General features: G+C 70.5%; 14 protein-coding genes. All 14 read left to right on the forward strand.

The genetic code is table 11. The features are described 5' to 3' along the window. Positions 1-82 precede the first annotated feature (82 nt). The 14 genes from ACM6LU_RS17630 to ACM6LU_RS17695 are packed head-to-tail and all read left to right on the forward strand — an operon-like array spanning position 83 to position 18,916. Complete coding sequence (locus tag ACM6LU_RS17630) at positions 83-1,408, forward strand: lysine N(6)-hydroxylase/L-ornithine N(5)-oxygenase family protein (RefSeq protein ID WP_414938795.1); 1,326 nt, start codon at positions 83-85, stop codon at positions 1,406-1,408. A gap of 8 nt (positions 1,409-1,416) precedes the next feature. Beyond that, positions 1,417-2,499 (forward strand): NAD(P)/FAD-dependent oxidoreductase, encoded by a 1,083-nt coding sequence (locus ACM6LU_RS17635; protein ID WP_414938796.1) that lies wholly within the window; start codon positions 1,417-1,419, stop codon positions 2,497-2,499. 2 nt (positions 2,500-2,501) lie between these two features. After that, the gene (locus tag ACM6LU_RS17640; RefSeq protein WP_414938797.1) at positions 2,502-4,760 is read left to right on the forward strand and encodes a class I tRNA ligase family protein; all 2,259 of its coding nucleotides are present in this window, start codon (positions 2,502-2,504) and stop codon (positions 4,758-4,760) included. Then, positions 4,757-8,050: an amino acid adenylation domain-containing protein gene (locus ACM6LU_RS17645; RefSeq protein ID WP_414938798.1), complete on the forward strand. Its 3,294-nt coding sequence runs from the start codon at positions 4,757-4,759 to the stop codon at positions 8,048-8,050. Before ACM6LU_RS17640 ends, ACM6LU_RS17645 begins: the two co-directional genes overlap by 4 nt. Beyond that, on the forward strand, positions 8,047-9,612 hold the full coding sequence (locus ACM6LU_RS17650; RefSeq protein ID WP_414938799.1) for an AMP-binding protein: 1,566 nt from the start codon (positions 8,047-8,049) through the stop codon (positions 9,610-9,612). The genes ACM6LU_RS17645 and ACM6LU_RS17650 overlap by 4 nt, the downstream gene beginning before the upstream one ends. Beyond that, complete coding sequence (locus tag ACM6LU_RS17655) at positions 9,602-9,868, forward strand: acyl carrier protein (protein WP_414938800.1); 267 nt, start codon at positions 9,602-9,604, stop codon at positions 9,866-9,868. The genes ACM6LU_RS17650 and ACM6LU_RS17655 overlap by 11 nt, the downstream gene beginning before the upstream one ends. Next, positions 9,865-10,482: a GNAT family N-acetyltransferase gene (locus ACM6LU_RS17660; RefSeq protein WP_414938801.1), complete on the forward strand. Its 618-nt coding sequence runs from the start codon at positions 9,865-9,867 to the stop codon at positions 10,480-10,482. Before ACM6LU_RS17655 ends, ACM6LU_RS17660 begins: the two co-directional genes overlap by 4 nt. Then, positions 10,479-11,504, forward strand: coding sequence for a C45 family autoproteolytic acyltransferase/hydolase (locus tag ACM6LU_RS17665; protein ID WP_414938802.1), 1,026 nt, complete (start codon positions 10,479-10,481; stop codon positions 11,502-11,504). The genes ACM6LU_RS17660 and ACM6LU_RS17665 overlap by 4 nt, the downstream gene beginning before the upstream one ends. 20 nt (positions 11,505-11,524) lie before the next feature. Continuing rightward, positions 11,525-12,280 (forward strand): thioesterase II family protein, encoded by a 756-nt coding sequence (locus ACM6LU_RS17670; protein WP_414938803.1) that lies wholly within the window; start codon positions 11,525-11,527, stop codon positions 12,278-12,280. Continuing rightward, positions 12,280-13,203: a hypothetical protein gene (locus tag ACM6LU_RS17675; RefSeq protein WP_414938804.1), complete on the forward strand. Its 924-nt coding sequence runs from the start codon at positions 12,280-12,282 to the stop codon at positions 13,201-13,203. Before ACM6LU_RS17670 ends, ACM6LU_RS17675 begins: the two co-directional genes overlap by 1 nt. Continuing rightward, on the forward strand, positions 13,193-15,418 hold the full coding sequence (locus ACM6LU_RS17680) for an iron-containing redox enzyme family protein (protein ID WP_414938805.1): 2,226 nt from the start codon (positions 13,193-13,195) through the stop codon (positions 15,416-15,418). Before ACM6LU_RS17675 ends, ACM6LU_RS17680 begins: the two co-directional genes overlap by 11 nt. After that, positions 15,415-16,455 (forward strand): saccharopine dehydrogenase, encoded by a 1,041-nt coding sequence (locus tag ACM6LU_RS17685; protein ID WP_414938806.1) that lies wholly within the window; start codon positions 15,415-15,417, stop codon positions 16,453-16,455. The genes ACM6LU_RS17680 and ACM6LU_RS17685 overlap by 4 nt, the downstream gene beginning before the upstream one ends. Further along, on the forward strand, positions 16,448-17,578 hold the full coding sequence (locus ACM6LU_RS17690) for a saccharopine dehydrogenase family protein (RefSeq protein WP_414938807.1): 1,131 nt from the start codon (positions 16,448-16,450) through the stop codon (positions 17,576-17,578). Before ACM6LU_RS17685 ends, ACM6LU_RS17690 begins: the two co-directional genes overlap by 8 nt. Before the next feature lie 21 nt (positions 17,579-17,599). Then, positions 17,600-18,916 (forward strand): ATP-grasp domain-containing protein, encoded by a 1,317-nt coding sequence (locus tag ACM6LU_RS17695; protein ID WP_414938808.1) that lies wholly within the window; start codon positions 17,600-17,602, stop codon positions 18,914-18,916. Positions 18,917-19,646 lie beyond the last annotated feature (730 nt).

Genomic DNA, 19,646 nt, shown 5'->3' on the forward strand with positions numbered 1-19,646 from the left:
GGGTCACGATGCGCGAGAAAATCGAGAACCGGACGCGGAGAACGCGACGGCCAGCCGTCTGCGAGAAAGGGAGGAACGCGTGGTGACCGCTCCTTCGCCGCGACGTCCCCACCAGGAGGCAGCGCACTACCGGTGCCTCGGGGTCGGGGTGGGGCCAGCCAATCTCAGCCTGGCGTCCCTGCTGCACGACCGGGACGGGGTCGCCAACCTGTTCCTCGACCGGGAAGAGCGGTTCGGCTGGCACGACGGGCAGCAGATACCGGGGGCGACGCTGCAGGTGTCGCTGCTCAAAGACCTGGTCACGCTGTCCGATCCGACCAACCGGTTCTCGTTCCTGTCCTATCTGCACGACCAGGGCCGGATCTACCACTTCATCAACGCCCAGTTCGACGCCGTGCCGCGGCAGGAGTTCCGCAACTACCTCCAATGGGCCAGCGAGGTCAACCAGAACGTCCGGTTCGGTGAAGAGGTCCGCGAAGTCGACTTCGTCGGGTCGTCCTTCGTCGTGCGCACCACCAAACGAACGGCCACCGCGGACAACGTGGTGGTCGGGATCGGCACGCGGCCCTGGGTGCCGGAACCGGCACGCGGCAAGCTCGGCCACTCGCAGTTCCACGTCAGCGACTTCGTCTCGAGCAGCCGCGACTTCGCGGGCAAGCGGGTCGCGGTGGTCGGCGGCGGGCAGTCGGGTGCCGAGGTCTTCCTCGACCTGCTTTCCCGGCCCGCGGAGCAACTGCCCCGCCGGGTGACCTGGGTTTCCCGGCGGCACAACTTCTTCCCGATCGACGACACCCCGTTCACCAACGAGTACTTCGTCCCCAGCTACTCCGACTACTTCTTCGACCTCGATCGCACCGCGCGGGTCGCGCTCAACGCGCAGAACGTGCTGACCAGCGACGGCATCTCCGAATCCACGCTGCGGGAGATTTATCAGCGGCTCTACGCCCACCGGTTCGTCGACGGCGCCGGCGACCTGTTCGCCCTGCTGCCCAACCGGACCGTGAAGGACGTCAACGCCGACCGCGACGTCTGGGACCTGACCGTCGAGGGCAACGACGATCCGGACCTGGTCGAGCATGTGGAAGCCGACTTCGTGGTCTGGGCCACCGGTTACCGCCCGGCCGCCGCGGAGTTCCTGTCGCCGTTGGAGGACAGGCTCGAACGCGTCGGCGACGAATACAACGTGGACAAGGATTTCGCCATCCGCTGGGACGGTCCCCGCGACCGCTCGGTGTTCCTGCAGAACGGGGTGCGCGAGCAGCGCGGCCTCGCCGACCCGAACCTGAGCCTGGTCGCCTGGCGCAGCGAACGGATCATGGACCGGCTGCTCGGCGTGCGCTCGAATGAGCAACTGGAGCCGTTCATCGACTGGGCGGGCAAGCACGCCGACGAGCTGAACAGGGCGTGAGGGGCGTGGTGGCCCCTCGGACCGCACCGCGAACCGGTGCGACGCGGGAGGACGTCGCCGATGTGGCCGTGCTCGGCGCGGGCATCGTCGGCTGCCTGATCGCCCGCGAGATCGCGCGTCGCGCGCCGGAGGCGTCGGTGCTGCTGCTCGACCGCGACCAGGTCGGCGGCGGCGCCTCGCTGCGGTCGGCGGGACTGCACACGCCGCGCGGCGCCACCCCGGCGGTGCGGGAGATGACCCGCTTCAGCCAGGACTACTACACCGATCTGTTGCGCGACCGTCCCGATCTGCCCCTCCACCCGGTGGCCATGCGGGTCGTCGGCACTCCCGCCGACGAGCCGAAGCTGCGGACCGATTACCTGCCCGAAGCCGAACTCACCGCCACCGAAGACCTGCCCGCCGACGTGCGCCTGCCGGAGGGCTCCGTCGCCTGGTCGGTGCGCGGCAGTCACTACGCCGACGTCGCCGAAGTGACCCGCGCACTGACCGCCGGCCTGCGTTCCACCGTCGTAGTGCGGGAGGCGGTGCGGGTCGAGGCCGTGTCCGAAGGCCCGGCCGGTGTCGGCCTCCGGCTCGGCACCGGCGAAGAACTGACCGCGGGCCGGGTGGTCCTCGCCCCCGGCCCGTGGCTGGCCGCCCCCGCGTGGCGTTCGCTGCTGGCGCCGGTGGGCGCCAGGGTCAAGAAGGTCGCCGCGCTGCACGTCGGCGGGCGGCCCGCACCCGGCGACGCCGCCGTGGTGTTCGAGCGCGAGGACGCGTTCCTGTTGCCGCTGCCCGAACGCGGGCACTGGCTGTTCAGCTACACCTGCCAGGAATGGGACGTCGACCCGGACGAGCCGTCCACCGGGCTGACCGGGCACGACCTGGACGGGGCGCGGGAGATCCTGCGGCGCTACGCCCCCGCGATGGCGGTGGACCGCGTCTCCGGACGGGTCTTCTGCGACGCCTACAGCGGGACCGGCGAGCCCGTGGCACGTGCCCTCGGCGACGGCCGGGTCGTGTTCGCGGGCGCGGCGAACGGGTCCGGCTACCGGCTCGCGCCCGCCATCGCCGCCCGCGCCGCCGACCTGCTCGACCTAGGAGGAAGTTGATCGTGGACATCAGTACGTTCACCGGCGAGAACCTGAGCCGGGCGTTCGGTATCGACGTGGCCGCATTGGATCCGGGCGGTGCCGCGGACTTGGGCGTCGGCGCGTCCTGGGGCCGGGTGGCGCCCGGGGTGCGGTCGCTGACCCACCAGCACGACGAGACCGAGGTGTGGGTGCTCGTCGCGGGTGCCGGCGACCTGGTCGTCGACGGCGCCGAGCACCGGATCGAGGCCGGGGCCGTGGTGCGCTTCGACCCGTTCGAGACCCATTACGTCACCAACAACGGCGAGACCGACCTGGTGCTGGCGTCGTTCTTCTGGCGCGACACCACCCGTGCCGTGGCGGCCGCGGGGCGGTCGGTGCGCCGCCGCTTCGATCGGCGCCCGGTCTTCGTGTTCTCTTCCGCGCCCACCCCCAACGGCGATCTGCACCTCGGTCACCTGGCGGGGCCGTTCTTCGCCGCCGACGCCTACACCCGGTTCCAGCGGATGAACGGCGTCCAGGCCTGGCACGTCTGCGGAAGCGACGACTACCAGAACTACGTCGCCGCGGCCGGGGCCAAGGAAGGCCGCACCCCGCTGGAAACCGCCGAACACTACAGCGGCCGGATCCGGGAAGCCCTCGCGGCCATGGACATCGAGGTCCACCAGTTCACCGCCACCAGCACCGACGACACCTACCCGGACGGCCTGCGCCGGTTCTTCAGCAAGCTCGCCGCCTCCGACACGGTGCGCCTCGCCGAGGCCGACGCGTTGTTCGACCCGGAATCGGGCCGGTACCTCTACGAAGCCGGCGTCACCGGCACCTGCCCGTCCTGTGGGGAGACCACCGGCGGCAACATCTGCGAGGGCTGCAAGGAACCCAACTCCGTCGCCGATCTCGGGAACCCGGTGTCGGCCGAATCCGGCGCCTCGCCCCGGCGCGGCACCGTGCGCCGCTATCAGCTCGCCCTGCACGAACTAGCCGACTACGTGCGTGACCACCACCGCAAGGGCCGGGTTCCGGCCTCGGTCAAGGAACTGGCCGCTCGCGTGCTGTCCCGCGGACCGGTCGAGGTCCCGCTGACCCATCCCGCCGACTGGGGACTGACGCCCGTCGAGTCCGATGTGGACGGACAGGTGGTGTGGTCGTGGATCGACTACGCCTACAGCATCCTGCACGGCATCGGCGCGCTCACCGGCCACGACTGGCGGACCGCCGATCCGGACGCCGACTGGAAGATCGTGCACTTCCTCGGCGCCGACGGGAGTTTCTTCCACCCCATCGTCGTCCCGGCGCTCTATCGGGCGGCGCATCCGGGCTGGGAACCCGACATCGACTACCACATCAACGAGTTCTACCTGCTCCAGCAGCGCAAGTTCTCCACCAGCCGCCGCCACGCGGTGTGGGGACGCGACGTGCTCGGCCCGGAGACCGCGGACGCGTACCGGCTCTACCTGGCGCTGACCCGCCCGGAGGGCAGGCGCACCAACTTCGACCCGGACGAGTTCGACGTCTTCACCCGCGAGACACTCGAAGGTGAGTGGCAGGGCTGGCTCGCCGGCCTGGGCGAACGCCTGGCCCGCGACCACGACGGCAAAGTCCCCGACGCCGGTGTCTGGACGCCGGAGCACACGGCGTTCCTGGCCCGGCTCACCGAGCGGCTCGCCGCGCTGACCCGTTCGCTGGGCGCCGACGGGTTCTCGCTGAACTCCGCCGCCGCCGAACTGCTCGGCCTGGTCGAGGACACCCGCGCGTTCGCCGCCAGGGAGTCGGCCGCCGCGCACGTCGGCGACTGGGCCGACGACGCGCGTACCGCCCTCGCGCTGGAGGTGGCGGCGGCCCGGTTGCTGGCCACCTGCGCAACGCCGGTGGTGCCCCGGTTCGCGGGTGCCCTCGCCGAAGCGCTGGGCCTGCCCGCCGAGCGAACTTGGCCGCATAACGTGGAACTGGTGCCCGCGGGCACCGCCGCGACTCTCGCCGGTCGCACCTTCTTCGGGAAACGACCTCAGGAAGAGTCACCGCTGCTGCCGTGGCTTTCCGGCGTCGTGCGCGAGGTGCTGAGGCTGCCCGCCGACGAGCCGGTGGCACACCTTTCCCTGACCGAACTGGGCATGCAGTCGATGCAGGCCGTCGCGCTGCAGTACCAGCTGACCGACCGGCTGGACGCCGACGTCCCGCTGGAGACGCTGCTCAACGGCGGTGACGTCGCAGGCCTCGCCGTCATCCTGGCCGAGGAGCTGCCCGAAGACGTCGTGCGCAAGCACGCGGAGGTGAGCCGATGACGACGACCGAACGAGAGACCACCGCCCAGGTACTGCGGGAACTGCGTGCGCGCGGGCTCAACGTCAGCCTCTCGGGTTCCGACCTGAAGCTGCAGGGGCCGCGCGAGCGGATGGACGCCGACCTGGTGGCGAAGGTCAAGGCACACAAGGCCGAACTGGTCGGCTACCTCGACACCCCGCCGGGGGCGCCGATGACGGCTTTGCAGCGCGGCTACCTGATCGGCCGCGACCAGCAGGTGGAGATCGGCTCGGCCAGCCACGTCTACCACGAGATCTCCGGCGGCTGGGACGTCGGCAAGCTGGAATCGGCGCTGAACGAGGTGGTGGCCAGGCACGGCATCCTGCGCACCCGGTTCACCGAGGACGGGACGCAGATCGTGCAGCGTGCCGCGAAGGTGCCGATCGTCCGGTACGACCTGCGCGGAAAGCCCGCCGAGGAGCAGGAATCGCATCGGGAGGCCGTACGCGCCGAACGCGCCCACCGCAGCCTGCCCGCCGACGAGGCACCGCTACTGGCCGTCGCGGTCACCCTGCTCTCCGACGAGGAAATGCTGCTGCACGTCGATCACGACGGGTTGATCCTCGACGCGATCAGCATCTTCCTGTTCTTCCAGCAGTGGCACGCCGCGTACACCGGAGAGGCCGGCGAGCCCGAAGAAGAGGCGGCGTTCGCGGATTTCGTCGCCGCTCAGGAACGGGCTCGCGACCGGGCTCCCGCCAAGCGGTCCAAGGAGTACTGGCTGGCCCGACTGGACGACCTCGCGCCGCATCCGGACCTGCCGTTGCGGACCAGTCCGTCTTCGATCACCGAAGCCCGGTTCACCGCGCGTTTCGCCCGCCTCGACAGTCCACAATGGACTGTCCTTGAGGAGCGGGCCGCCGAGCACGGGCTGACGCCGTCTGGACTGCTGCTGGCCGTCTACGCCGAAGTGCTGACCTGCTGGGGCGCGGGGGAGCGGTTCACCCTCAACACCACCGTGGCCAACCGGCCGCCGATCCACCCGCGCATCCACACCGCGCTGGGCAACTTCGGCGAGACCATGCTGGTCCAGGCCGCGCCGGACGCCGGTGCCGGATTCGCCGACCGTGCCCGCGCCATCCAGGCGTCGTTGCGCGAGTCGCTGGACAACCGGCACTTCTCCGGCATCGACGTCCTGCGTGAACTGGCCCGCCGGGACGGCGCCGACGCCCGGATGCCGTACACCTTCAACAGTGCCATCGGGTACGAGGGCGCCGACGGGTCCGCGATGGAACTGTTCGGCCCCGAGGTCCACACCGAGAGCCAGACTCCGCAGGTATGGCTGGACGTGTCGCCCTTCGAACAGCACGGCGGGGTCGTCGTGCAGTTCGACAGCGTCGACGAACTGTTCCCCGAGGGCCTGGTCGACGCGCTGGTCGGTGGCTACCAGCGGCTGCTCGGCGAGCTCCAGGACCCGGACGCCTGGTCCCGGCGGATCTTCGACCTGCGCCCGGACGACCAGCGCGCCCGTCGCGCCGCCGTCAACGACACCGCGACCGAGATCCCGGACCCCCTCCTCCCGCAACGGTTCCTGGCCCAGGCGACGGCCACTCCGGACGCTCCGGCGGTGATCACCGCTGCGGCCGAGGTCAGCTACGGCGACCTGTACGCGCACGTCCAGCGGGCCGCGCGGTGGCTGCGTGACCGCGGAGTCCGCCGCGACGAGCCGGTCGGGCTGGTGATGACTCGCGGACCCGAGCACGTCGCGGGCATCCTCGCCATCGTGCTCGCCGGCGGGGCGTATCTGCCGGTCGACGCCGGACTGCCCGCCGAACGGCGCGCGCTCATGCTCGCCGACGGCGGCACCCGGTTCGTCCTGACCAACACCGGATACACCGACGGCGAGCGCGAAGTACTGGGTCTCGACCTGACGCGTCCCGCCGAGGCCGTCGAGCCGGTGGAACCGTTGCCCGACGCCGATCCGGACGATGTGGCGTACGTGCTCTACACCTCCGGCACCACCGGCAGGCCCAAGGGCGTCATGGTGACCCACAGAGCGGTCGCCAACGTCGTCGCGGACTGCAACAGCCGCTTCGGCATCGGCCCCGCCGACCGGTTCTTCGGCATCAGCATGTTCTCCTTCGACCTGTCCGTTTACGACGTCTTCGGCGCGCTGGCGGCCGGGGCAGCGGTCGTGTTGCCGGACGCCGACCAGGCCGCCGACCCGGCGCACTGGCTGCGGTTGTGCGGTCAGGCCGGGGTGACCGTGTGGAACTCGGTGCCCGCCATCGCCGGGTTGCTGCTCGAACAGGCCGAGGCCGACGGCGCCGGATCGCTGAAGACGTTGCGGCTGGTCATGATGAGCGGTGACCGGCTGCCGCCGGCGCTGCCCGCCGCGTTGCGGGCGATGCGTCCCGGCGTGGACGTGATCTCGCTGGGCGGGCCCACCGAGACGACCATCTGGAACATCTCGCATCCGGTCGGCGAGCACGAGGACGGCACCGAGTCGATCCCGTACGGCAAACCGAACGCCAACAACCGGGCCTACGTGCTCGACGCGGCGGGCCGCGACCTGCCGGACTGGGTCACCGGAGAGATCTGCGCGGCGGGCACCGGCCTGGCACGCGGCTACTGGCAGGACGCGGAGCGTACCGCCGAACGGTTCTTCGACGACCCGGCGCGCGGCGAGCGGATCTACCGCACCGGGGACCTGGGCCGCTGGCTGCCCACCGGCGAGATCGAGATCCTCGGCCGGTCGGACTTCCAGATCAAGGTCAACGGCTATCGCATCGAGGCGGGTGAGGTCGAGACCCGGCTGGTCGCCCTGGACACGGTCCGCCGAGCCGTGGTGGCCCGCGAGTCCGGCGCACGCGGTGCCCGGCTGGTCGCGCACCTCGTGCCCACCGGGGAAGCCCGCCCCAGCTCCCACGAACTCGGCGAGCAGTTGCGTGACGTGCTGCCGCCGTACATGGTGCCGTCCGGCGTGTACTGGCACGACGCGTTCCCGTTGACCCGCAACGGAAAGGTCGACCGAGCCAAACTGCAGGACCACAAGCCGGACGCGGTGTCCGTCGCCGAGGCGCCGCCGGACACCGATTTGGAGCGCGAAGTCGCGCAGCTCTGGGCGAAGGTCCTCAAGGCCGACGCCCCGTCCGCCACCACGACCCTGTTCGACCTCGGCGGCGATTCGCTGGCCGCGGCCCGCATCTTCGCGGGTGTCCGGAAACGGTTCGGGGTCGGTTTCACGCTGGACCGGCTGCCCGAACTGGACACCGTGCGCCGCATGGCCGCCAAAATCGCCGCCGCCCCACGGAAGGGGGATCGCCGATGACCACCACCGAGACTCCGACCACGCCGCGTTCCACCGGTACGGCCGAGGTGCTGAACAGCATCACCACCACCCCACCCGAACCGGGGCACCGGCTGTACATCGCCCGGCTCGACCGCACCGAAGACGTCGACCTGCGCGAGGTGCACGAGATGGCGGGCAGGCTCGCCCGAGCGCTCGTCGATCTGGGCGTCCGGCGCGGCGACCGGGTCGGGGTGCTGGCGCCCAACTGCCTGGAATGGGTGCTGCTGGACCTGGCGGCCCTGCGCGTCGGCGCGGTGACCGTCGGCTTCGACCCGGCCAAGTTCGACCCCGACCCGGCGCTGGCCGTCCGGTACGGCCTGACGTTGCTTTTCGCCGACGGCGAAGGCGATCGGGTGCAGCCACTCACCGACGTCCGCACGCTGGCCGCCGATCAGGCCGCGGTCCCGCCCGACCCGGTGCGCTACGGCCCGGACGACTTCACCACCCTCAAACTCACGTCGGGCAGCACCGGCGAGCCCAAGGGCATGACCGCCTCGGTCGGCAGCATCGACGCCGGGATCGCCGCCGTGCAGGAGATCTTCGAGCACGGCGCCGAGGACAACCTGTTCGTCTTCCTGCCGTTGTCCGTTCTGCAGCAGCGGTATTGGGTCTACTCGGCGCTGCACTACGGCCACGACGTCACCCTGAGCACCTACGAAGCCGCGTTCCCCACACTGCGCCGCGTCAAGCCCACCGTGGTGATGGGCGTGCCGGGGTTCTTCGCCACCGCCAAGGCCTACATCGAGCGGCAGGTCGAGCGGACCGGTCCGGAGACCCCGCCGTCCGAGGCGCTGACCGAAGGCGCCCGCCGGGTGTTCGGCGACCGCGTCCGCTACCTGTGGACCGGCTCCGCGCCGGCCGCCGAGGACGTCCTCCGGTTCTTCACCGACGCCGGGCTGCCCATCTACGAGGGCTATGGGCTCAACGAGACCTGCGTGGTCACGAAGAACCATCCGGGCGCGCACCGGCCCGGCAGCGTCGGCAAAGTGCTGCCGCACAAGGAAGTGCTCATCGACGACGAAGGCGTCGTCAGCGTGCGCAGCCGGTTCCCGGTCTGCGACCGCTACGAGTTCGCCCCGCCCGGCGCCTCCGAACGGGTGTTCCCGGCGCCCGGTCTGGTTCGCACCGGCGATCTCGGGGAACTGGACGAAGAGGGCTACCTGTACATCAACGGGCGGGCCGACGACGTGATCGTGCTCGAGAACGGGCGGAAAGTGGTGGTGCGCCCGGTGGAGGACCACATGCGCACCAGCCCGGCCATCGCCGAATGCGTGCTGTTCTGCCCCGCCGAGACCTATCTGGTGGCGGTGGTGTCCCCGGCGTCGCTGCCCGCCGACAAGGCGGCGATCACCGAGCAGCTCACCCGTACCAACGCCGCTTTCGGCGCCGACGAGCAGATCCGCAAGGTGGTCGTCGCCGCCGAACCGTTCGGTGTCGGCAACGGGCTGCTCACCTCACAGTTCAAACCGGTGCGGTCGCGGATCGCCGACCGTTACCACGACGAGATCCACGACGACCAAGGGAGCGTTCATGTCTGCTGACCAGACCACCATCGACGACACGGTGCGGGACAACCTGTCCCGGGTGCTGAGCAGGCCGGTCGAACCCGCCGAACTCGACCCGGACCGCGACCTCGCGGACGGCTACGGCCTGACCTCGATGCAGAAGGTGATGTTCCTGATGTCCGCCTGCGATGACACCGGAGTCGGCCTGGAGGCCTTCACCGAGCCGGACGTGGCCGCCATGCGCACCCTGCGCGACGTCACCGACGCCCTCGCCGGGGCGGTGACGAAGTGACCGAGCAGAACTGGGCGGACCTCGCCCGGACCGAACTGGCCGACGAGCACGTGGTACTGCGCCCGATCGCCGAGACCGACCGCGAGCCACTGCGCACGCACGCGCTCGACCCGGCGATCTGGCGTTACTTCGTGCAGTTGATCGAGACCGACGAACAGTTCGACGCGTTCTTCGACGCCGCTGTCGCCGACCAGGCCGCGGGGGACCGGGTCGTGTACGTCATCACCGACCTGTCGTCCGGGCTGATCGCGGGGAGCATGAGCTTCTGCAGCATCAACCAGGCCGCGGGACGGCTGGAGATCGGCTGGTCCTGGCTGGGCACCAAATTCCACGGCAAGGGCGTCAACCACTGGGCCAAGTACCTGATGCTGCGCGAGGCCTTCGAGCACCTGGGCGCCGAGCGGGTCGAGTTCAAGACCGACGCGCTGAACAAGCAGGCCCGCCAGGGACTTCGCAACATCGGCGCGGCGGAGGAGGGCATCCTGCGCAGCTTCAACCCGATGCCGGGCAACCGCCGCCGGGACGCCGTCTTCTACAGCGTCCTGCGCGCCGAATGGCCCGAGGTCGCGGCCACCCTGCTCGCGGGCAGGAAGGGCAAGGAGCGTGGCTCGTGACCATTCCCTTGGTACATGCCCCCGGTGACGCCTTCGCCCGCGGCCGGGCACATGGCGAGGCGCTCGCGACCGGGCTGCGGGGCTTCCTCGGCGACCGGCTCGCCCGCCTCAACGCGCTCTCGCCCGATCCGCTGACCCTCGACGCGCTGCGCCCGGACCTCGCCGCGTACGCCGACGCCATCGACGAACAGACCCCAGAACTGGGTGCGGAGATCCGCGGCCTGGCCGACGGTGCGGGCATCGCCCACGAGGAGGCGGTGCTGCTGCAGGTGCGCCGCGAGGTGCTCGGCTACCAGAAGCTGCCGACGATGGGCGACTGCACCACCTACGCGCGGACCGGAGCCGAACCGGTGCTGGCACAGACCGTCGACCTCAACGGCGACCTCGACGACCACATCGCCGTCCTGGACGTGCGAGCCGGGACGCGGCGGTCGCTGGTGCTCAGCTTCGGCGGCCTGCTCGGCTACCTCGGCGTCAACAACGCCGGGCTCGCCGTGGGGCTGAACCTGGTGCTGGCCGGGAAATGGCGGCACGGGCTGTCGCCGTATCTGGCGATCCGGCATCTGCTGGACACCTGCGACACCGTCGCCGAGGCACTGGACGCGCTGCGCGGCCTGCGGCTGGCCAGTTCGCGGTCGCTGACCTTGTGCGACGCGAAAACGACTGCCTGGGTGGAGGTCGCCGACGACGACGTCCGGGTGACCGAGGGTGCGGAATCGACGCATACCAACCATTTCCTGCATCCGGACCTCGCACCGCGCGACGAGCTGACCGTGTTCGCCCGCAACTTCTCCGTGCAGCGCCTGAAGGCCTGCCGCACGGGGCTCGACCGGCTTCCGGCGCGAGCGTCCACAGAGGACCATTTCGCGCTGCTGTCCCAGGATCCGGTGCGCGTCGCCGGGAACGGCGACATCCGCCGCGACCGAACCGTCGCCGCGGTGGTGCTCCGGCCGGGCCGGGGGGAACTGCACGTACGCCCCGGCGACCCGGCCGTCTCGGCCACCGAATCCTTCGCGCTCTGATCCCGAGAGGAGACACCCCGGTGCCCGACTGGTTCCTCACCCGCGGCGGTGATCGCCCCGCCCGGGTCTTCTGTTTCCCTTACGCGGGCGGCGATCCTCGCGCCTACCTCGACTGGCAACCGCGTCTCGACGACCACGCCGACGTCGTCGCGGTCTGCCCGCCGGGCAAGGCGCACCGCGCGCACGAACCGCTCCCGGTGTTCGACGACCTCGCCGACCGGATCGCCGACGCGATCGCCGACGAGGTCGGCCGGGACCCGCGGCCGGCGCAGCTGTTCGGCCACAGCTTCGGCGGGCTGCTCGCCTTCGAGGTCGCCCGCAGGCTGCGTGACGTCCACGCCGTCGGCCATCTCACCGCGTCCGGGATCTCCGGCCCCTCGCTGCTGCCCTCGGAACGGGTGCGCGGGATCGCCGGGCTCGAAGGCGCCGAATTCGCCGAGGCGCTGGCCTTCTTCGGACAGTTCCCGCCCGACGTCGTCGCCGACAAGGACGTGCTGGATCTGCTGCTGCCCGGTCTCAAGGCCGACTTCGACCTGGCCGTGGGCTACCGCTACCGGCCGGCGCCTCCGCTGGAGATCGGCGTCTCGGTCATCGTCGGCACCGAGGACCCGCACGTCGGCGACGCCCAGGTCGCGCCTTGGGACAAGGAGTGCGCCGAGCCGCCGGAGCAGCATCGCGTTCCCGGCGGGCACTTCTACTTCGATCCGGATCCGGAGCCGGTCGTGTCGCTGCTGCGCGCGCACGCCGAAGCCGCGACGCACGTGGAGGTGATCTGATGACGGTGTTCCTCAGCGATCCTCGATATGTGCTCGGGGAACAGGAGATCGACCACGCGGACCTGCCCGGTCTGGAAGCCAAGGCCGAGGAGTACGGGCTCGCCCTCGAACCCCGGATGTGGGGCTGGGGGAGCGTCTTCCGCACCGAACGCGGACTGGACGACCTCGCCGTCGACGCGGGCACGGAAGCCCTGCGCACCACCGGGACCGACCCGGGCGAGGTCGACGCCCTCGTGTTCTGCTCCACCTACCTGCCCGGTCCGGCGGAGGGGCACGGCGCGTTCATCCGCGGTGTGCTCACCCGGCTCGGTCTCGGCGACATCCCCGTCTACGGCGTGAGCATGGGCCGCTGCGTCAATCTGCTGTCCGGGTTGGACGTCGCCACCGCACTGGTCGCCGTCGGCCGCTTCCGCCGGATCCTGGTCGTCACCGCGGACAGGGTGTTCGACGAGAACACCCGGATCACCGGCTACGCGTTGTTCAGCGACGGCGCCGCCGCCTGCCTGGTCGGCGCCGAGAGCGACGCCTACGAGGTGCTCGGATGCGCGTCCGCCCAGGAAACCGCGTCGCTGGACTGGTCTTCGGAGATCAGTTCCGATCTCGCCAAGCAGGTCAACGAGCAGCTCCTCGGCACCCGCGGTATCGACACCCGGGACCTGGATGCCTTGCTGCACGCCAACATCTACCTGCCGCTGCTGGTGATGAAAGAACGGCAAGCCGGATTCGCCCCCGCCCAGCTGGACACCACGAACATCACCCGGATCGGCCACTGCTTCGCCGCGGACCCGCTGATCAACCTCGCCGACCGCGAGGCGGCGGGACGGGTCCGCCCCGGCGGGCACTACCTGCTGGCGTCGAGCGTCCCCGGCTCCCGCGCCGGGGTCCTGGTCCGCAAACCGGAAGGAGCGACCGATGGCCGTTGAGCCGACCCTCGTCCCCGACGACACCACGACGTCTTTGCCACGTAAGCCTTTCCACTTCACACCCGGCACCGGTGACGCCGTCGACGCGGTGATCGCCGCGGGCCCGCACGAGATCTTCCGGACCTTGTTGCAGGAGCGCGAATCCGAGGCGACACTGCTGCTCGCCCGCCGGGTCCTGCACGCTTTCCTGGGCCAGGCCCGCAGGGAGCCCGTCGAAGACCTGCCCGCGGCTGTCGCCGAACTCGTCGAACAGGCTCGCGCCGATCTCGCCCCGGTGCTGGACGCCGTCGCCACCGCCGAACCGGAGATCCGCGTGGATCTGCTGCGTCAGCGCGGCGTGCTCGCGTTGCTCGACGGCTGCTGGCTGGACACGGTCTCGCAACCGGCCACCCAGCCCGCCGTGGTGGTGAACCGCCTGTTCGCCCACCACTTCGACCTCGCCGGGGGCGGCGACCCGCTCGCATCCACCCAGCACCGCCGGGCCCGGGCGCTGGAAGACGCCGGAGCGGCGCTGCCGGACATCGCCGCCGCGGACTTCCTCGACCGTGCCGGGGCCCGGCCCGCGACAGTCCTGCTCGCCTGTTTCCCGCTGGCGCTTTCGGTGCTGCCTGGCAACTTCCTGCCCGAGGTCGTCGGCCTGCACCACGCCTTCCACCGGCTGGGCGTCGACGACAAGCTGCTGGGTACGCCGCCGCCGATCCGAGCGGGCGACCTCGACGCCCTGCTCGCCGAATACGCCGGGCAGGCGAGCCCGGAAGACCGCGAACGAGTACTGGCCGCGGTCGCGCTGACACTGTCACTCGAACGGGACCAGGCCGGCCTGCTCACCGAACTGGCCGAGTTCCGCCGCGCGCAAACGCTGGAGTCGCAGGTCGCCCAGGTGATCTCCCGGCACGCGCCGCTGGCCGGACGGCAGCACGGCCGGGTCGCGCTGGGCGAGCGGCGGCTGGTGGACGTGTTCGCCGAATTCGGCCGCGCCGCCGGTGGTGCCGACCCCGCCGTGCTCGCCGCGTTCCTCACCGACTTCCGGGAATCCCCGTACCTGGCCGAACAACCGGACGGGGACTGCTGGTTCCTCGCCGCGACCCGGTTCGGCGGGCCGATGTTCGGCATCTTCGACGAGCGGGAAGCCGCCGTGCTCGCCGAGTGGGTCGCGACCGTGCACAAGGGCGACCGGCCGTCGATCACCGTACGGCTCAACACCGTGGGCGACGACGCCGCCGCCCGCTGGTCGGCCGCGATCACCGAGGCCGCGCCGGACGACGTCGTGTTCGACGACTCGCCGCCGTCCGACGAACGCGACCTGTTCTACCGGCTGATCACCATCGAGAACCACGCCAACACGTTGCCCGTGGCGATCGAACGCGCGGAGCGGTGCTTCGCCGACGCTCAGGTGCTGTTCGTGCACGGCGCGGGCGGCCGCTACACCGACGCCAGCTTCTTCGACTACGACGCCGACGCCCTCTACGCGCGGGCGGAGAAGATCTACTGGGAGAAGCTGGTCGACCCGTACAAGCCGTTGGAGGAGGTCCCGGACGCCGACGAGGTGCTGTTCCGGCAGAGCACCTACCAGCTGACCTATCTGATCGACGGCGCCTGGCTGCACCGCGTCGGCAGGCTGGGCCGCCGCGAGCGGGAGAGCGACGGGATGCTGTTCCGCATCCACGCCGACGAGATGGGCAACGGCGACCTGCGCAAGAACCACCTCACGCTCACCCGCCGCGCGATGGTCAGCCAGGGCAGGGAGCTGCCGCATATCCGCACCGAGGAGTTCGCCGACCAGGACGAACTGCCCGACGACATGTACGGCTTCGCGTTGCAGCAGCTGTCGATGTGCTTGTTCCCGGACCGCTTCTACAACGAGATCCTGGGTTACAACCTGGCCATCGAGATGTTCGGCTCCGGCGAGATGCGGCTGCACGAGATCCAGAAGCTGCGCCACCACGGTTTCGACGACTGTTACGAACAGGCGCACCTGACCATCGACAACTTCTCCGCCGGACACGCCAAACAGGCCGCCGACATCATCGTCGCGTACCTCGACCGCGTGCGGCGCACCAGCGGCGAATCGGCCGTCGCGGGGGAATGGCACCGGATCTGGCGCGGTTACGCCTCTTTCGCCTACTTTCTGGAGCAGCCGCTGCTTCGCGACGTCGAAAACGACCTCGCGGCGGCCGAGTCCACCGAAGACGAGAGTGCGGAGCTGGTGTTGTGACCGAGTTGAAGTTGCTGATGCGCGAAGAGTTCCGGTCGACCGAGCGGCGCGCGCCGTTGTCCCCGGATTCGGCCGGGGACCTGGTCCGCGGGGGCGTCGCCGTCAGCGTGGAACGGTCGCCGCGACGGGTGTTCGCCGACGAGGAGTACGCCGCCGCGGGCTGCGCGCTCGTCCCGGCGGGAAGCTGGCCCGACGCCCCGGACGACGTCCATGTGCTGGGGCTGAAGGAATTGCCCGATCAGCCCGACGCGCTGCGGCATCGGCACATCTTCTTCGGGCACGCCTACAAGAACCAGCCCGGCGCGCGTGAGCTGTTGCGCCGCTTCACCGACGGCGGTGGGGCCCTGCTGGATCTGGAGAGCCTCGTCGACGACCACGGCCGCCGGGTCGCCGCCTTCGGGTACTGGGCCGGGTATATCGGCGCCGCGCTCGCCGTCCTGCGGCACCGCGGCAAACTGAGTAAGCCGCTGGAACCCGGCACCCGTGAGGACCTCGACAAAGCCCTGATCGCGGACGGGAAACCTGTGCGCGCCTTGGTGATCGGCGCCCTCGGCCGCTGCGGCCGTGGCGCCGGGGACGCGCTCACCGCGGCGGGCGCGGAAGTGACCCGCTGGGACCTGGAAGAGACCAAGGACCTCGACGTGACGGCCTTGCTCGACCACGACATCCTGGTCAACGCGGTACTCGCCACCGGCCCGATCACCCCGTTCCTGACCGCGGAGACACTGCGCCGCCCGCGGCGGTTGTCCATCGTCGCCGACGTCACCTGCGACGTCGGCTCGCCCGCCCACGCGCTGCCGATCTACGACGAAACCACCACCTGGGAGGAGCCGGTGCTCCGGCTCGACGGGCTGGACGTGATCGCCATCGACAACCTGCCGTCGCTGCTGCCCCGTGAGGCCACCGTGGACTTCGCCGCGGATCTGGCCCCGCATCTGACCGCCCTCGGCGATTCCGACGTCTGGCGGCGCGCCGTCACCGCGTTCACCACCGCCCGCGAAAGCCACGACCTCCATCGGAAGGAAGACCATGTCTGACACCCCGGCCGTGCACTGGGTCGGCACCGGACTGTCCACCGGACCCGGCCTGACCACCCTGGCCGAGCGGGCCCGCGTGCTGGTCTGGGGCCGCACCGAAGCCAAGGCCGCCGCCTGCCTGGACCGGCTCGGCGCTCAGGGCGAGCCGCGGGCGTTCACTCCCGAGGCGCTCGCCGCCGAGGTCACCGCGGGCGACGTCGTCGTCTCGATGCTGCCGGGCACCGAACACCCCGGGCTGCTGCGGATCTGCCTGGACAAGGGTGCGCACTTCGCGTGCAGCAGCTACGCGTCGGACGAGATCCGCGCCGACGCGGACAAGGCGTCCGGTGCCGGGCTGACCGTGCTCACCGAGATCGGACTCGACCCGGGCATCGACCATCTCTTCGCCGACGTCCTGGTCACGCGCGCGGCGCGGGCACTGGGCCAGGACTCGCGCGCCACCGCGGCGTTCACCTCCTACTGCGGCGGGGTGCCCGCGGAACCGAACGACTTCCGCTACCGGTTCAGCTGGGCGCCGCGCGGCGTGCTCACCGCGCTGCTCACGCCGGCGCACTACGTCGAGGCGGGGGACAAGCAGGTCGCCGACCGGCCGTGGGAGGTGGCGCGGCCGCTGGACCTCGACGGTGAGCGGTTCGAGGTCTATCCCAACCGCGACAGCCTGCCCTACATCCGTCAGTACGGGCTGCCGGAAACCTGGCGGCTGGACGCTTTCGTCCGCGGCACCTTGCGCTTGGACGGCTGGCTGGACGCGTGGGCGGACGTGTTCGCCGAACTGCGCGAGGGTGATTCGGACCGGATCACCGAGCTGGCCGCCGAACTCGCCGCCCGCTACCCGACGGGTGCGCAGGACCGCGACCGCGTCGTGCTGGCCGTGGAGCTTTCCGCCCGCGGCGAGGACGGGCGCGCCTGGTCCGGCCGGTACTCGCTGGATCTCGTCGGCGACCCCGGGGCCAGCGCCATGGCGCGCTGCGTGTCCTTGCCGCTCGCCCTCGGCATCGGCGAACTGCTCGACGGAAACCTGCCTGCGGGCCTGGTCCAGGGCGCACCCGATCCGGCAACCGCGGAACGCTGGCTGGATCGCCTTGCCGGGCAGGGCCTGCCGATCCACGTCACCGATTCCTGAACCGACCAGCGAGGAGGCAGTATGACCCCGTCCACCGACAAGCCCGGCGCCGTCATCCTCACCGGCTCGTTCCCGGTGATCCGGCGCAATCCGCTCTACCTCGGCGAGCTGACCCGGCGCGGCCTGCGTGTCCTGGTGATCACCGCCGAGTCCTACCGCGACCAGGCGACAGCGGCGGTCGGCGACCAGGACAACCCGGCCTCGCAGATCACCGAGATCGGCTACGTCTCCGGTGATTTCACCGTGCAGGGCGCCTTTCTCGCCGGCGCGGTCGCGCAGGCCACCGCCTGGCGAGCCAGGTACGACATCGTCGGCGCCTACGCCGTCGGCGACTACCTGGCCGAACCGACCGGCCTGCTGTGCGACGCGCTCGGCGTCCCGTCGCCCGGACTGCGCGCCAGCCGCGCGTGCCGCAGCAAGTTCCTGCAACGCTGGTACGCGCCGGAGCTGAGCCCGCCGTCGCTGACCATCCCGGCGGGCGACCGCGACACCACCGATCTGTCCGGCGTCACGTATCCGGCGGTGGTCAAACCCGCCGGCCGCGCGTCGAGTTCCGGGGTGGAGACGGTCCGCGACGAGGGTGAGCTGCGCCGTCGTCTCGCCGAGTACCCCGGGCACGAGGTCGTCCTGGTGGAGCAGAAGGTCGACGGCCCGGAGTACTCGGTGGAAAGCCTTGTGCAGCAAGGCGAAGTCATCTTCGCGTCGGTCACCGGCAAGGAGACCACCGATTCGCACGCCCGCACGTTCGTCGAACTCGCGCACAGCGTGCCCACCGCCGACGACGGCGTCCGCGACAGCGTGCTCGGCGCGAACCGCGCGCTACTGGGCAAACTGGCGTTCGCCGACGGCATCGCGCACTCCGAATGGCGGGTCGGCTCCGATGGCGTCCCCCGGCTGATGGAGATCGCCGGCCGCACTCCCGGCGACGGGCTCTTGGTGCTCTACCAACTGGCCACCGGTGCCCCGCTGGAACCGGAGATCATCCGCATCGCCCTCGGCGAGCAGGCGGCGTACCCGAGCCCGAGCCGCTACGCCCGGCAGGTCTACCTCGAGCACGAAACCGGCGAACTGGCCGACGTCCTCGTCGACTGGCCGGACGTCGACCCGGTGTGGATCGGCTCCAGCGGCGTCTGGCCGGACATCCTGCCTGGCGCCCCGGAGGACGCCCCCACCCTCCGCGCGGTCCTGGTCCACCAGCCGCGCGGCACGAAACTGAGGCCGCTGGCCAGTTCCGACGACCGCTCGGTGAGCTTCTTCATCGACGCCGTCACCCCCGGCGAACTGGACGAACTGGAGAAGAAGGTGCGGGCCGCGATCTCCCTCGACGTCCGCGCCTAGTGCTCGGGTCGTGAGTGGCGGTTCGGGTTGGCGTCAACCGCGCCTTGGCTACCTACTGCTGGGCGGTTTCGCGTGACTGGCGGGACCACCGGCCCGACCCGAGGGGTCGTGAGGGCGATTCGGGATATTGAGGGGTAAGTCAAACAGGGCATGGCGGGTTCGCGGCGGCAACGGGCTCGGTTGGGAGACCAGACCCTCCTTGACTATCCACAAAGGACACTTTCGGGACGCGGGTGTCTGATTCAAGCCATTTGCGCGGGTCTTGATCGAGCATTTGGCCACAAAATATGACCTTTGTAGATATTCAGGCCGCGCGTGAACGGGTCCCGAAGGCGTCCCTCGCCGCGTCAGACGAGGCGAGGGGAGCCTTCGGCCCACAGTCGACTCGCCCGCCAATCACGACACGTTTGCCCTTCCTCTCGATAGAGCAATGGCCGCGCATCGCGCGGCGTGGGCGGGCCAGGCAACTCGACCCGCCGATATCATTGCCATTCTCTCATGACGGCACGTGAACGTGTGGTGACAGTGCGTAGGAATTGTTCACCTCCGCGGGGAGACTGCCGCGTGCGGCGCCGACGTGGTTAATCACGCTTGATCAGCAGGATCCACCCGTTCGAAGTAGGCTCGCTGACTCCATCTTGCCTCAGTCAAGTGCGCCAGGAGCCCTGAAATCGATCTGGTCCCCACGTGGTCCCAAGCGCTTGCCTCGGTGTGCACCGTAAATCTCTTG

Origin of the sequence: Amycolatopsis sp. cmx-11-51 (assembly GCF_047608665.1) — a bacterium.
Classification (GTDB): Bacteria; Actinomycetota; Actinomycetes; order Mycobacteriales; family Pseudonocardiaceae; genus Amycolatopsis.